13 protein-coding genes are annotated in these 15,477 nt (G+C 31.9%); 11 read left to right on the top strand and 2 right to left on the bottom strand.

Annotation, left to right across the window (positions count from 1 at the left end):
- Positions 1 to 2: 2 nt before the first annotated feature.
- From AC3Y25_RS17290 to AC3Y25_RS17260, 7 genes are all read left to right on the top strand, one after another.
- Positions 3 to 1,343, top strand: a complete 1,341-nt coding sequence (locus AC3Y25_RS17290; RefSeq protein WP_489903585.1) for a DUF4302 domain-containing protein — start codon at positions 3 to 5, stop codon at positions 1,341 to 1,343.
- Between the two features lie 477 nt (positions 1,344 to 1,820).
- On the top strand, positions 1,821 to 2,072 hold the full coding sequence (locus AC3Y25_RS17285) for a hypothetical protein (protein WP_489903584.1): 252 nt from the start codon (positions 1,821 to 1,823) through the stop codon (positions 2,070 to 2,072).
- 244 nt (positions 2,073 to 2,316) lie between these two features.
- Positions 2,317 to 3,063 (top strand): 3-oxoacyl-[acyl-carrier-protein] reductase, encoded by a 747-nt coding sequence (gene fabG / locus AC3Y25_RS17280; RefSeq protein ID WP_095929284.1) that lies wholly within the window; start codon positions 2,317 to 2,319, stop codon positions 3,061 to 3,063.
- A gap of 78 nt (positions 3,064 to 3,141) precedes the next feature.
- Positions 3,142 to 5,169, top strand: a complete 2,028-nt coding sequence (locus AC3Y25_RS17275; RefSeq protein ID WP_489903583.1) for a hypothetical protein — start codon at positions 3,142 to 3,144, stop codon at positions 5,167 to 5,169.
- A 13-nt stretch (positions 5,170 to 5,182) separates the two neighbouring features.
- Positions 5,183 to 5,524 (top strand): hypothetical protein, encoded by a 342-nt coding sequence (locus AC3Y25_RS17270; protein WP_489903582.1) that lies wholly within the window; start codon positions 5,183 to 5,185, stop codon positions 5,522 to 5,524.
- Positions 5,525 to 5,548: 24 nt separating this feature from the next.
- On the top strand, positions 5,549 to 6,445 hold the full coding sequence (locus AC3Y25_RS17265; RefSeq protein ID WP_489903581.1) for a LysR family transcriptional regulator: 897 nt from the start codon (positions 5,549 to 5,551) through the stop codon (positions 6,443 to 6,445).
- A 75-nt stretch (positions 6,446 to 6,520) separates the two neighbouring features.
- Positions 6,521 to 7,486, top strand: a complete 966-nt coding sequence (locus AC3Y25_RS17260; RefSeq protein WP_489903580.1) for a YeiH family protein — start codon at positions 6,521 to 6,523, stop codon at positions 7,484 to 7,486.
- Positions 7,487 to 7,636: 150 nt separating this feature from the next.
- On the opposite strand, the gene AC3Y25_RS17255 is transcribed toward AC3Y25_RS17260, so the two are convergent.
- Entirely contained in the window at positions 7,637 to 8,437 is an 801-nt protein-coding gene (locus AC3Y25_RS17255) for a hypothetical protein (RefSeq protein ID WP_489903579.1), read from the bottom strand.
- Positions 8,438 to 8,761: 324 nt separating this feature from the next.
- On the opposite strand from AC3Y25_RS17255, the gene AC3Y25_RS17250 reads away from it, so the two are divergent.
- Positions 8,762 to 9,760: a zinc dependent phospholipase C family protein gene (locus AC3Y25_RS17250; RefSeq protein WP_379800952.1), complete on the top strand. Its 999-nt coding sequence runs from the start codon at positions 8,762 to 8,764 to the stop codon at positions 9,758 to 9,760.
- A gap of 78 nt (positions 9,761 to 9,838) precedes the next feature.
- On the opposite strand, the gene AC3Y25_RS17245 is transcribed toward AC3Y25_RS17250, so the two are convergent.
- The gene (locus AC3Y25_RS17245) at positions 9,839 to 11,974 is read right to left on the bottom strand and encodes an LTA synthase family protein (RefSeq protein WP_489903578.1); all 2,136 of its coding nucleotides are present in this window, start codon (positions 11,972 to 11,974) and stop codon (positions 9,839 to 9,841) included.
- Positions 11,975 to 12,174: 200 nt separating this feature from the next.
- Between AC3Y25_RS17245 and AC3Y25_RS17240 the strand changes: the two genes are divergently transcribed.
- From AC3Y25_RS17240 to hisG, 3 genes are all read left to right on the top strand, one after another.
- Positions 12,175 to 12,837: a response regulator transcription factor gene (locus AC3Y25_RS17240; protein ID WP_427873743.1), complete on the top strand. Its 663-nt coding sequence runs from the start codon at positions 12,175 to 12,177 to the stop codon at positions 12,835 to 12,837.
- 4 nt (positions 12,838 to 12,841) lie between these two features.
- Complete coding sequence (locus AC3Y25_RS17235) at positions 12,842 to 14,242, top strand: sensor histidine kinase (protein ID WP_489903577.1); 1,401 nt, start codon at positions 12,842 to 12,844, stop codon at positions 14,240 to 14,242.
- A 312-nt stretch (positions 14,243 to 14,554) separates the two neighbouring features.
- Positions 14,555 to 15,412 (top strand): ATP phosphoribosyltransferase, encoded by an 858-nt coding sequence (hisG, locus tag AC3Y25_RS17230; protein WP_095929293.1) that lies wholly within the window; start codon positions 14,555 to 14,557, stop codon positions 15,410 to 15,412.
- Positions 15,413 to 15,477 lie beyond the last annotated feature (65 nt).

Raw genomic sequence — 15,477 nt, 5'->3', positions numbered from 1 at the left:
AAATGAAACAACTATATAAGTACTTATTTGCAGCTGTTTTAATACTGCAATTGATCGCCTGTAATAATAATACAGATGCAGAACAACTTTTTAATGATACGCCTACCGCTCGATTAAATAAGCAAAAAACAGAGTTAAGCGAAGCATTGCTTTCATCTCAATACGGGTGGAAAGCGGTTTATTTTACAGATAATACCGTTTTAGGAGGATATACCCATTTATTTAGATTTGCAGACGATGGAACTGTACAAATGGCATCAGATTTTGATACTGATACAGCTACCTATAAAAGTGAATACGCGATTCAAGTAGGAAGCACGGTGAGTTTAACTTTTACGACAAAAAATAGAATTCATCTTTTGTCAGATTCAGACAATTATCCCATTCCAGCATTGCGAGCAAAAGGTTATTTAGGAGATTTTCAATTTTTGTACTATGGACAAGAAAATGGAGAAATCATTTTTAGAACCAACAGAAGTAATCAGGAATTACGTTTTGTAAAAGCAACGGCAGAAGATTGGACAGAATTGCCTAAAAATCTTCTGATGGAAAAGAATGTTATTGGAGGAGAAGAAAGACCACTTTTTAGACTATTAGAAACAAATGATGGTACGACTACACATAAATTCGATTTTTCATTTACGGCAGTAACGCGTTTTGCAAACTCAAATTCGATTGAAAACGGTTACTCTGTAAGCTACGACATGGGAATAGGATATTCTCCAACAGGAATTGTAGTAAGTCCTGCAGTTGAAGTAGGCGGGCAAAAATTATCAAATTTTGTTTATAACGATACTGATGGAAGCTTTACTGCAACAGGAACAGGTGGCGTATCTGCAGTTATAAAGTATACTGATAAACCGCTAGTTCTTACAGACGATTATAAATTATTGCTTCCAGGTAAACCATTAGCTTGGTTTGGATTCTTTGTAGACGATTACACAATCGATTCTCCTGCAAACTCACCGTTATTTTACGCTGAACTAGCAAAAGTAAACGCATCGTTGCCGGCAGGACAAAGCATCGCATCTATTGAAATCTATAGCAATCATGCTATTGGAACTTTTATCTATTACACTTTTGTCGGAAGATCTCCTTTACAGCATCATGTTACTATTGAAGAAGACGCAGCAGGTAAGAAAATGATTTTGAAACATAAATCATGGAACGGAAATACTACCGTAGCGACACCATTCTTCTTGGCAAGTATAGATAAATACTTCATGGATCCGCAAGGAATTTATGTAAAAGCAGAAACTTTCAGATTATTCTACGCAGATCCGGTTTATACATTTACAAGCGCGTCAAGCCCATTTAGAATGACAACTTGGAAACTTAATTAATTTTAAAGAGCAGCTTATTTTTTTGAGCTGCTTTTATCCAGCATAATTTCTGAATCAAGTATATAACTTCTTAATTTATAGATATTATGATTAAAAAAATAATTACACCAGCAACAATAGCAATATTCTTTTGGCTAATAGGACTGCTGATTGTAAATGAATATTATTATCCATATTTAAGACCTTATTTGTATCTGTCAATAATAATTGCGATTGCATGTGTAGTCATGGATAAGATTAATGAAGATAAAGACGAATAAATATTGCCAATAAGTTTTAAGGCTGTAAAAATATAATAGTGATACCAACTGCATCTTTAAAAATGCGGCACAATCATATTGAAGATTTTTAGTTTTGTTTTTTTATTTTGGGGAAACAGCTCATTTTATGAGCTGTTTTTGTTTTTTAAGTTTAATCTTTCTTTATGTAAAAATATTATACTTTTTTTCTTATATTTAAAGCTGAAATTAATTTTTCATGTCTGAAAACTCAACAGACATTAACGGATTGAGTTTACCAAAAAACCAAAGAACAATAATTATGTTAAAATCAATTTTAAATTTTCAAGGGGTTGAGATTTTGAACCGCGAAGAGCAAAGAAGTATTAAAGCTGGTGATTTAACTTGGGATTGTCAAACAGGAGATGGAGCCGTAATGGGGCAATACATTCATCCTTGTATTGATCAGCCAGTTGAGATTATTCCAGCTCCAGAATTTGATTTGCCTTAATTATATTACTAGGTAAACTTTAAGTAATAAAGCCGTTTCAAATTGAAACGGTTTTTTGTTTTATGCTAAAGAAAAGCTCTTATTTATAAATTACACTAATGCTATTTTTTTTAAAAAGGGAAATATTATATATTTGACAAGTCATTTATAGCGTAGGTAAAACTTATGGAATTTTCTTTTTTAGCAGAAAATGCAAATAAGTAATGGCACAAGCTGTAAAGAAATATTAACATTAATTTTGAATATGAAATTACTAGAAGGAAAAGTTGCAATTATTACTGGTGCAAGCCGTGGAATTGGAAAAGGAATTGCTGAAGTTTTTGCTAAACATGGAGCAAATGTTGCTTTTACATACAGCTCATCTGCAGCATCTGCAGAAGCTTTAGAAGCAGAATTAAATGCTTTAGGAGTAAAAGCTAAAGGATACCAATCTAATGCAGCAGATTTTAACGAAGCGCAGACTTTTGTTGATGCTGTTTTAGCAGATTTTGGAACTGTTGACATCTTAATCAACAACGCTGGAATTACAAAAGACAATTTGTTAATGCGTATGTCTGAGGCAGATTTTGACCAAGTAATTGATGTGAATTTGAAATCGGTTTTTAATATGACAAAAGCGATTCAGAAAACTTTCTTGAAACAAAGAGCAGGATCTATCATTAATATTAGTTCTGTTGTTGGAGTTTCTGGAAACGCAGGTCAAACAAATTATGCAGCTTCTAAAGCAGGTGCAATCGGATTTACTAAATCTGTAGCTCTTGAGTTAGGTTCTCGTAATATTCGTTGCAATGCAATTGCTCCAGGTTTTATCGAAACTGAAATGACTGCAAAATTAAGCGAAGATGTAGTAAAAGGATGGAGAGAAGGTATTCCGTTGAAACGCGGAGGAACTACAGAAGACGTTGCTAACGCTTGTCTTTTCTTAGCTTCAGACATGAGTGCTTACATTACAGGACAAGTTCTTAATGTTTGCGGAGGAATGCTAACCTAAGGTACTGAGGTGCTAAGTTGCAAAGGTTCAAAGGTTTTGAAATCTTTGAATTATTAATCTTCCAATTACTGAATAATTATGACTACAAACACGATTCTTTTATTATTGCTTTCTTTAGTAATTGCTGGTGGTTTGTCGTATTTTCAATATTTTTTCAAAGCCAAAAGTAAATCCAATGTGATTATACTTTTGGCTTTTTTACGTTTTCTAGCCATTTTCGGATTGTTGGTTTTATTGATCAATCCGATTATTTCAAAGAATTCTCTCGAAATCACCAAAACGCCTCTGGCAGTTGTGGTTGATAATTCGAGTTCTATTGCTGCTTTAAAATCAGACCAGAAAGCGGTTGAATTATACCAGAAATTGGTTTCGAATCCAGCTTTAAAAGAAAAATTCGATGTTCAAACTTATCAGTTTGATAATGATTTTAAAACTTCAGACCAATTTGATTTCAAAGGAAATCAGACTAATTTAGACGAAGTTGCTAAAAATCTAAAAAGCATCCACAAAAATCTGATTTTCCCAACAGTCATTATTACTGACGGAAATCAAACTACAGGAAACGATTATGTATATCGTTTTGATCCTGTCAATAAAGTTTATCCTTTGGTTGTGGGAGATACAACCACTTTTTTTGATTTAAAAATCAATCAGCTAAACGTAAATAAATACGCTTTTCACAAAAATAAATTTCCGGTAGAAGTTTTTCTGCAATATGCAGGAGACAAAACCACAAATGCAGAATTTACCATTTCGCAAGGAAACGCAGTTGTTGCAAAAGAAAAACTATCTTTCTCGCCATCAAAGAAAACAGCTTCGCTAAACTTGCTTCTTCCAGCAGACAAAGTAGGATTGCAAATTTATAAAGCCAATATTCAATCATCTGCAAAAGAAAAAAACAGTTATAATAACGTCAAAAATTTTGCAGTAGAAATCATAGATCAAAAATCAACTGTTGCGATTGTCTCTGCTATAAATCATCCAGATATTGCCGCTTTAAAACGTTCAATTGAAGTTAATGCACAGCGTAAAGTAATTTTAGCTAAACCAAATCAAATTAGCGATTTAGATGATGTTTCTGTTTTGGTTTTATATCAGCCAACAATAGCTTTCAAAGCGATATTTGACAACAATAAATTAAAAGGAATAAATACCTTTATTATCACAGGAAACAATACCGATTTCAATTTTCTAAATCAGCAGCAGAACAATCTGGTTTTTAAAATGAGTAATCAGCGAGAAGATTTTTTATGTGAATTCCAATCAGCCTTCAACCTGTTTGCAATAGATAATATTGGTTTTGAAAATTTCCCGCCTTTGCAAAATCCGTTTGGAAATATCAGTACTAACGGAAATGTGTCTGTATTACTTTCTTCAAAAATTAGAAACGTTTCTACCAATGCGCCTTTATTGGCTTTCGCAGAAAATCAAGGAAAAAGAACCGCTTTTCTTTTAGGAGAAAATAGCTGGAAATGGCGTTTGCAAAGTCATGTCGATAATCAGTCATTTGAAAAGTATGATGTTTTTATGGATAAAATTATTCAATATTTAGCATCATCGACTTCAAAGAAATCGTTAGTAGTATCTCACGAAAGTTTTTATAATTCTGGCGAAGAGATCATTATTAACGCGCAATATTTCAATAAAAATTATGAGTTTGATGAAAAAGCCAGACTTACCATTACTGTTGTAAATGCTGCGACAAAACAAACTAAGAATTATGATTTATTGAAAGGAAGTAATTCTTTCTCTGCTAATTTAGAAGGACTTCCGGCAGGAAAATACAACTTTACAGTAAAAGAATTAAACTCGAATACTTCATACGCAAGTCATTTTGAAATTTTAGATTTTGATATCGAAAAGCAATTTGTCAATCCAGATGTAGTTAAATTACAGCAATTGGCTCAGCAAACAGGAGGAAAAGCTTTCTTTGAAGATCAAGCCGATCAGTTGATTAATACACTTTTAGAAAACAAAGAATACAAATCAATCGAGAAAAATATCTCAAGTAAAACGCCAATTATTGACTGGGTTTGGTTATTGATTTTGATTGCTACTTTACTGACAATTGAATGGTTTGTTAGAAAGTATAATGGGTTGCTTTAAAAATGAATTGATTATGTCTTTTAAAAAAGTTTTCATTTTCTTTAGTCTGTTTTTTTGTACTATTTTTTTTTGGATTTATATAAACGCTAGAAAAGAAAATAGAAATGACTATCAATTTGTGATCACTAAAATTAATGAAAATGCAAAAGGTAACATTACTGTGGATGGTGTGGAAAAGAAATTCAATTTTGCTAATTTTAATTCTTATAAGATCGATATTCAAAAAGACGACAGTTTAGTTAAAAAAGCATTTTCAAAAAAAGTTTATATTTATAGAAAAGATAAAAAAATAGGTAAATATAATTTAGTTTTACTATTAAACGAATCTGGAACATTTCCAATAGATTGGCAATAATTATTTATCTTTAATTTTTTTGAAATGGACTTCAGGCTAAAAGTTTTCTACACTGTTGCGCTCCGCCTTAATTTTACTAAAGCGGCAACAGAGTTATACATTACGCAGCCAGCGGTTTCTAAACATATTCAGGAATTAGAGGAAACATATAAAACAAAACTCTTCGAACGAAACGGTTCTAAAATCGCTTTGACTCCAGCTGGAAAAATCCTTCTAAAATATACTAAAAGTATTTTCGATATCTATCGCGAAATAGACTTTGAAATGAGTTCTTTCAATAAAGAACGTCAAGGTTTGCTTAGGCTAGGAGCCAGTACAACCATTTCACAATATATTATTTCTCCAGTTTTGGCCAGTTTTCATCAAAAGCAAAAAGATATAAAAGTGAATTTGCTGAATGGAAATACAGAACAAATAGAAAATGCCTTAATCAATAAAGAAATCGAGATCGGAATTGTAGAAGGACAATCTAAAAATCAATCTATAAAATACATTCCGTTTTTAAAAGACGAATTGGTTTTGGTTTGTAACAGCAACAATTCTTTTGTCAAACAAAATGAAATTTCAGTAAACGATTTAAAATCAATGAAATTCATAACTCGCGAACGCGGATCTGGAACACTTGAAGTTATAGAATTTGCGTTAAAAAAAGCGGGTTTAAAATTTTCAGATTTGCAAATAGAGATGCAATTAGGAAGTACAGAAAGCATAAAATCATATTTACTAAACTCAGATTGTTTTGCTTTTATGTCTATTCATGCTGTGAGCAAAGAGCTGAAAAATAAAGAATTGATTGTTTTAGATGTAGAAAAGTTAGCAATAGAAAGATATTTTTATGTGGCTACATTACAAGGAAAATCAGATTCATTATCTGAGCTGTTTATTCAAAATTTAGCATCTCATTATAACTTGAAGTTATAGCCAATTGCAATTTACGATTGGTGTTTTCAATATAAACGGCGGAACTTTGCTACATAATATCAATACCCATTTATTTTGAAAACAAAAGAACAAACCACAGCACAATTATTTGAAATTAATCAATCATTCCAACAAGTCCTTTTTCTTGCTGTAATTCTTTTATGTTTATTTTCGATTATTTCTCCGCCGATCGCACTTTTGTTTGGCGTTTTAATTGTGAATCTTTTCGGAAATCCATTTGTAGAATTTAATCATAAAGCCATCACATTTTTGCTGCAGTTTTCGGTAGTCGGTTTAGGGTTTGGAATGAATGCTAATAGTGCAGTTTCAGCTGGAAAAGAAGGCTTTGTTCTAACGGTTTTTTCAATCTTCAGCACTTTACTTTTTGGATTATTGTTAGGCAAATGGCTTAAAACAGAGAAAAAAACGTCTCACTTGATTTCTTGCGGAACAGCAATTTGCGGAGGAAGTGCAATAGCAGCTATTTCGCCCGTTATCAAATCAAACGAAAATCAGACTTCAATTGCTTTGGGAGTTATTTTTATACTCAATTCAATTGCTTTATTTGTTTTTCCGTTTATCGGACATCAATTAGATTTGTCACAAAAAGATTTCGGTCTTTGGTGCGCTATTGCCATTCACGATACGAGTTCTGTAGTTGGTGCTGCCAATAAATATGGTGCAGAAGCATTGCAAGTTGCTACGACAGTAAAACTAGCCAGAGCTTTATGGATTATTCCCATTTCAATCTTGACCGCTTTTCTTTTTAAAAGCAAGAATTCAAAAATCAAGATTCCTTATTTTATAGGTTTGTTTGTTATAGCAATGCTAGTAAATACGTATGTTCCGTCAACAGCCATTTTTACAGGACATCTTGTAGGTATTGCAAAAATTGGTCTAACCATAACTTTGTTCTTAATTGGAGCAACTTTAAACTTCGCTACTTTAAAAGCAGTAGGAGTAAAGCCATTACTACAAGGGGGTTTTCTTTGGATTTTTATTGCTGTTTTAGCTTTAGTATCAATTCTTTATTTGAACTAATATTTTTTAACCGCAAAGAGCACAAAGAATTACGCAAAGTTCGCAAAGTTTTTTGTGCAAAGCTTTGCGAACTTTGCGTTTTATTCAAAATTTTAGGTAAATAAACTTTGCGCTCTTTGCGGTAAAACTATACTCAAAGTTTTTCAACTATTATTTTACATTGGAGAATTTTACAATTGGTTTGTCCATCATTTTGTAAAATTTTCCTTTGAATGAATAACGTCTTTCAATCTCAAAATCAAATGCTTTTTTGGTTTTGGCCATTGTTGCAATTTCTTCGGGAAATGTAACGTCAAATTCATCTTCACCTCTTGCTTTTATATTATAAGTTCCTTTTGTGGTAATGATAATGTCTCTAAAATGTTTCTTAGAATTATCATTGACTACTTTGTAAGATCCGCTCCAAGCAATAAAAGAAGAGTTAGTTAGCTGATAATTATTGACTTCCAGAATGGGCTGATATTTCCCGCCAAAACCAGCAATGAGGTAAAGATAGCCTTCGTAAGCGCCGCCAGCACCACCGTTTGCATGAATTAAAGTAAAAGCATATTGATCTTCTCCAATTTCAACCAATTTAGGAGTCGGACATCGCGCAAAAGCCCCAAACGCAGCTACTGCAGGTTGGAAAGATCTCATTTCCCAAACATTATCATTCTTTGCAAACTTAGCCACGCCTAACAATCCGCCAGAAAAACGCCCTGTTTGAAGTCCGTCTTCGTCATGAACAGAATGATTAAAAGCTAAAATTTTAAATTGATTTCCTTTTGAATCGCTGTAATCAATATTCGCTATAAGCCTTGTGGCAACGCCTTCTGTATAAGGAAACATTTGATCGCCTTCTACGCCATTTACATCAAGAAAAGGAGAAGGTTGGCATGATTTGCATTTCCAGCTTATAAAAGTATTTTTATCAGAAAGATGATATAAATTGCCAGGAAATAGTTTTTGCATTGTTTTCTCACCGTTTAGCGGATCGGAAACTTTAACGATTCTTTTCGGGTTTAACAAGGTGTCGCTAATATTTTTTAGCTGTAAATCAGTTTCTTGTGCAAAGCAAAAAGTAGAAATTAATAGAAATAAATTTAAGGTAATCTGGCGCATAGAATTGAATTTTGTTAGTAAAGCAAATGTATAAAGAAAATTAGTGTTAATATAAGCTTATACTCTTTTTAAAGCTTAAAATCTAAAAAAATTAAAATTGTAGAATCTTATTGATAGTATTTTTTGCGTATTCTTTAATTAAAGCTAAATTTGCTCCCTCTAATAAAAAAACAAATGAAAAAAATCCAAATGAGACCAAAATTAATCGCTTTCGGTGCATTAATTATTGGCTTTATTATGCTGTCATGGGGAAATGTTGGCCATGAGCGTATTAACAAAGCTGCTGTAATGGCTTTACCAAAACAATTACAGATATTTTTCTACAATCACATTGATTTTATTACACAAGAAGCTTCGGTTCCAGATATCCGTAAATATGCTTTAAATTATAAAGAAGAAGGCCAAAGACACTATTTTGATATGGAAAACTTTGGTGCTGCTGACACTTATCCAAAAACATTAGAAGAAGCGAAACAAAAATACGATGCTAAATTCTTATCGGATAACGGAATCTTGCCATGGTATTTGGAAGAAATGATGGCAAAATTGACTAAAGCTTTTAAAGAAAAAAACAAAGCTGAAATCTTATTCCTAGCGGCAGATTTAGGTCATTATGTGGGTGATGCACACATGCCATTGCATACTTCTGCAAATCACGATGGACAATTGACAGACCAAAAAGGAATTCATTCACTTTGGGAAAGCAGATTGCCAGAGCTGTTTGTTAAAAATTACAAATTAAATGTTCCTGAAGCACAATATTATCCAGATGTTCACAAAGCAATTTGGGACTTGATCAACGATACGCACAGTTTAGCACAGCCTTTATTGGATATCGACAAAAAACTAAGAGTAGCAACTCCGCAAGACAAAGTGTTTAAAATGGATGCTGAAGGAAATGTATTAAAAACGAAATACAATACAGCTGTTTTCTCTGATGACTATGCTAAAAAACTGCACGAACAATTGAATGGAATGGTTGAAAGCCAAATGAAAAAAGCTATTGCAGCAACTGCAAGTTTCTGGTATACGGCTTGGATTAATGCTGGAAAACCAGATTTGAGCGATTTAGACGCACCAGCTGTGACTCAAAGAAACTATCAATTTTTACAGGATGATTTGAAAATGTTCCAAAAAGGAGATTTGTTTGGAATGAAAAGTCAAAACGATTAAGTTTTTGTTTCAATTTTCCTATTGAAATAGAAAAAAAGCCGCAAATTATAGAATTTGCGGCTTTTTTGATTGCTTACATTAACGAATGTTTGCGTATAATTTTTTATTCTTATTGGCTAAATCTTTAAACTGGTATTCTTTCTCTTTCAATACGTAAGAAGCTGATTGATAATAAGAAATAGTTTCGTTAACTAGATTCTTGTTTTCAGTTTTTAAAGGTATTTCATCATAATGAATTTGGAATTCGGGAGAAATCCTAGCTTTGCTATTAAGTTTTAATTGAAACTGTTTTATTTGTTGTTTTGGAGATAAAATAGTTAAAACATTGTCTTTTATTAATCCTAAATCTTGATAGGTAGCAATAAAAGCTCTTGGCTGATAATCTGGTTTGAAAACATCACATCCAAAGAATTTACTTTGATAATCAAAATTTAAAAGGCCAAATAATGTTGGCATAACATCTATTTGAGACATCATTTTAGTATATTTTTCAGGCTTCATATCTGGGGTATATATTAAAGCTGGAATTCTGTATTTATCTAACGGAAGTTCTGTTTTTCCAGCGCTCGAAGCACAATGATCGGCAACAATTACAAAAACCGTATTTTTAAACCAAGGCTGCTTTTGAGCTTGCTTAAAGAATTGGTTTAAAGCATAATCGGTATATTTTACGCCGCCATCACGCGATTTAATATTTCCAGGAATGTCGATTTTATTATTTGGATAAGTAAAAGGCCTGTGGTTGCTTACTGTCATAATATGATTGAAGAAAGGCTTATTCTCTTTAGCTTCAGCATTCATAACTTTAATCGCTTTATTGTACATATCTTCATCACAAACTCCCCAAACATTAGAAAAAGTAACTTCATTTTCGGCAAAACTAGATTTGTCAATAATTTGATAACCATTTCCAGTATAGAAATCCTGCATATTATCAAAAAACGCATCTCCGCCGTACATGAATTTCACATTGTAACCTTTTTGAAGAAAGACAGATCCAGTCGAAAATTTATTTTTATTATCCTCTCTTTTTACAACGCTTTCTCCAGCTGTTGGAGGAAGACATAGGGTTACGGCTTCTAAACCTCGTACAGTTCTGTTTCCGGCCGCATACACATTTGTAAACAGCAGACTTTTTTGAGCAAGACTATCCAAAAATGGTGTAATATTTTGTTCGTTTCCGTACGTTTTCATGAAATCGGCACTTAAACTTTCAATTGTAATTAAAACTACATTTTTACGTTGTTCGAGCGAATCCTCTTTTATTTCATGTAAAGTATTTTTCCCTGAAATAGTGGGCATTTCTTGCTTTAGAATTGCAAAAGCTTTTTCGTTTGGAATCGTTTTGTAGAATTTAAAATAATCTAATTTGTTGTTCTGAAAAGCCAAATAGAACTTATAAATACCATTCGATTGAAGCTCATTAACAAATATGTTTTTAGAGTTTTCTGTTTTAGCTAAGCTAGGAATCGCCAATAAAGAAAAAACAAATAAAACGCCGTAAATGGCTGTAATTTTTAATTTTTCATTGAAGCTAGGAATCTTGTCAATATAGTTTCTTGATTTTTTTATGATAAAAAACGTTATAATTCCAGTGATAATAAATAATGCAGAGAAAATAGGAATTACAGGATAAGACTGCATAATGTTTCCAATTACTTCATTGGTGTAAATCAAGTAATTGACAGCAATGAAATTGTATTTAACACCAAATTCATTCCAGAAGAAAAATTCACTTATTGCGTTTTGTAAAATCAGTAAAACGTAAAGAAAAATTACAAAAGCAAAAAGCCAAAATCGAATCTTATCTCTGTGCTTTGGCAAGAAAAGAAAAAGCGAAAAAAGGAGCGTTTTTATCGAAACAAAAATCAAAACGATTCTAGGCAAAGCGCCACCGTATTCATCAAAAATGCTTTTTCCGGAAGCGATATAAATTAAAAGCGCCACAAAACCTCCAAGTATAATATATCCGTAAGGTTTGTTGTATTTAGAATTTGAAATAAAAATAAGATACAGCCACAAGAAACCTGAAGCTAAAATAAAAACAAAAAAGTCTGACACTAAACCTAATGAAAAGATTTTCAAGCTTTCAGCAAAAGTAAACGAACTTTGTGTAATTGGATGAAACAGTAAAACTATTCTAAGTATGAAACTCACGATAAAATAGAATACTGTAAGATTGTAAAAAGGTGAAAGTTTTTTATAAAAATCCATATGTTTTATTTTTTTACAAAATTACTTTCGAATGATTAATGCCAGATTAAGTTCCACTTTTACCTTACTTAACGTTAACTTAAAGTTTGCTTAAGATGCTGATTTTCTTTATTTATTGGGATATTCAATTATTTCCCAGTTCTAAATTTTCTATCTTTGAATTGAAAAAATGAAATTCAAATTTTAATCAGATACGATAAATGCATATTTTAATAGTTGAAGACGAAGTAGGAATTGTTCAATTTCTAAAACAAGGTTTGCAAGAAGAAGGTTATCAAATTACGACCGCAGCCGATGGTTCTAAAGGTTTTGAATTGGTTCAGGAACAAAAATTTGACTTGATTCTTTTAGATTGGATGTTGCCAAAAATCAATGGTTTAGATCTTTGCAAGGCAATCAGAGTTAAAGATCATACTACTCCAATTATTTTTTTGACTGCAAAAGATACGGTTCAGGAAACTATAGAAGGATTAAAAGCTGGAGCAAACGATTATATCAAAAAGCCATTTAGCTTCGAAGAATTGGTTGAGCGAATTAAAGTTCATTTTAGAAATAAACAACAAGCTGAAACTTTGAATCTTGGAAACATTACAATGGATTTGGCGAGACATATTGTTCTAAAAGGTGAGGAAGAAATTTCGCTTACACAGCGTGAGTTCGAATTGTTGGCCTATTTAATTCAGCATAAAGGAAAAGTCTGCACAAGAAATCAGATTTTAAGAGATGTTTGGGAAATCAACTTTGAATACGATACAGGTGTTATTGATGTTTTTATGAATGCAATTAGAAAAAAACTCAATCTTAAAATTGAAGAAGATTATATAAAAACTATCCGTGGCATTGGATATATCGCCAATGATTAATAAAATGACTTCATTATCCTTTAGAAATAGAATTGCATTAAATTATATAGTAGGAACAGGATTGCTAGTGTTGGCAGTCTTTTCTGCTATTTATTTTATTGTAAGACTCACCGTTTACAATCATATCGACGAGAATTTAAATATAGAAGTTCAGGACCATTTTAAAGAACTAAGAATAGAAAAAGGCGCTGTAATTTTTATGGATGCCGAAGAATGGGAGGAAAGAGAACATAATTCAGTAGATGTAAACCCTATTTTTGTTCAGTTTTTGGATTTGAACAAAAAAATTATCGAAAAATCGCCTAATTTAAAAAATGAGAAACTCGTTTTTCATGGTAAGAAAGAAGAATTTCATCCTTTTGACACGAAATTATTAGGAAATAAAATTCGCCAGATACAAGTTCCACTTCATGTACAATCTAAAAAAGTGGGTTATTTGATTATTGCAATGTCGCTTTCTGATTCTTCAAAAGTTTTGGATAATCTAATGGACACTTTATTGATTGCTTTTCCCATTATTCTTTTGATTTTATTTTTTCTAGCAAGATTTTATGCAGGGCGAAGTATTAAGCCAATAAATAATATTATTCAAACTTCAAAGATTATTACTAAAGACAATCTGAAAGCAAGAATTCCGTTGCCAAAAACAAGGGATGAATTGTTTACGCTTTCGAAAACAATTAATAATTTGTTGAACAGAATTGAAGATGCAATTGAACGCGAAAAACAGTTCACATCTGATGCTTCGCATGAATTAAGAACGCCTTTAACTGTTATTAAAGGAACACTTGAAGTACTTATTCGTAAACCTCGTGACAACAAGGAATACGAAGAAAAAATAAACTACTGTATTAATGAGGTTGACCATTTAAATTCTCTTGTAGATCAGTTGCTTATGATGGCTCGTTTTGAGAATCAAAAACAGAACATTTTAAAAGAAAAGGTTTATCTGAACGCAGTCGTTTTGGACGTGCTGACATTAAATACAGAGAAAATAAAGTCCGGACAAATAAATGTGATTTTGGATGCTCAAGAAGAATTTTATATTTATTCTGATAATTATTTAGTTGTAACTATTCTTCGAAATATCATTTCAAATGCTGTTAAGTATTCTAAACCGAATAGTGAAATTAGAATTTCATTATCAAGAGAAAATCAAAAAATTTCGTGCACTATTTCAGATCATGGAATTGGAATTGCAAAGAAAGATTTAGAGTCTATTTTGAATCCGTTTTTTAGATCAGATTCCTTAAATCACTCTGAAATAAAAGGAACAGGGCTTGGTTTGTTTATTGTAAAACGAATGACCGATCTGCTTCAGATTAAATTTAAAATTGAAAGCGAAATCGGGAAAGGAACCAAGGTATTATTGGTTTTTGAAGAATATGATAATTCGTTAAAGTAATTTTAAATTCATCAAGTAAAATGCTATAGAAAACGATTTTTAACAATAAACTGTCGTTAAGTTAAAATAAAAATTGCTTTTTAATTATTTTATCTAGTATATTTGCAACCGAATCAAAGAAGTAAAAAACAAAACCAATCATGATTTCAATTCAATTACATCATCATCATTTACATTATTGCTCTCAAGCGATGTGTTAATGATATGCGTGTAAATCATCATATTTTAAAACCCGTTTGAGTACATCAAACGGGTTTTTTAATTCTAACTCTCTTTGTACTCAAACTATTAATCCAACAAACAACTAAAAAAATGAGTACTTTAAAAATTGCAATTCAAAAATCGGGTCGTTTAAACGAAGACAGCATTCAAATTCTAAAAGATTGCGGTATTTCAATCAACAACGGAATCGATCAGTTAAAAGCAGAAGCTTCAAACTTTCCTCTTGAAGTTTTATACCTTAGAAATTCAGACATTCCACAGTATTTAATTGACGGAGTAGTAGATTTAGCAATTGTTGGCGACAATCTTTTGGTAGAAAAAGGAAAAGGAATCGAAGTGGTTCAGAAACTTGGCTTCTCAAAATGCAAAGTTTCGGTAGCGGTTCCTAAAACTTTCGAATACAATTCGGTTCAAGATTTAGCCAATCTTCGTATTGCAACTTCTTATCCAAACACGGTTAACGAATATTTCAGTAAATTTGGTATAAAGGTAGATATTCACCAAATTTCTGGTTCAGTAGAAATTGCACCAAATATTGGACTTGCAGATGCAATTGTTGATATCGTTTCAAGCGGAAGCACTCTTTTTAAAAACAACTTAAAAGAGGTTGAAGTAATCTTAAAAAGCGAAGCCGTTTTGGCAGTTTCTCCAAAAGTTTCTCCAGAAATCCAAAAACACATTGATACTTTAAAATTTAGAATTCAAGCGGTTTTAAGAGCTAGAAATTCGAAATATATCCTAATGAACGTTCCAAACGATAAAATCGAAGCGGTTGGAAAAATCCTTCCCGTTTTGAGAAGTTTAACGGTTCTTCCTTTGGCTCAAGAAGGTTGGAGTAGTGTTCACTCTGTAATCGACAAAGATACCTTCTGGGATGTAATTGACCAGCTAAAAGAAGTAGGAGCAGAAGGAATTCTAGTTTGCCCAATTGAGAAAATGGTACTATAAAAAAGAAATTACAATTTTTAAAATCCAAATTCCAAACTGTAAGTGCAGCTTTGCGAACTTAGCGT

Source organism: Flavobacterium sp. LK-23 (assembly GCF_058135255.1).
The sequence above is the reverse complement of the archived record's forward strand: the minus strand, read 5'-3'. Positions and strand labels throughout refer to the sequence as shown.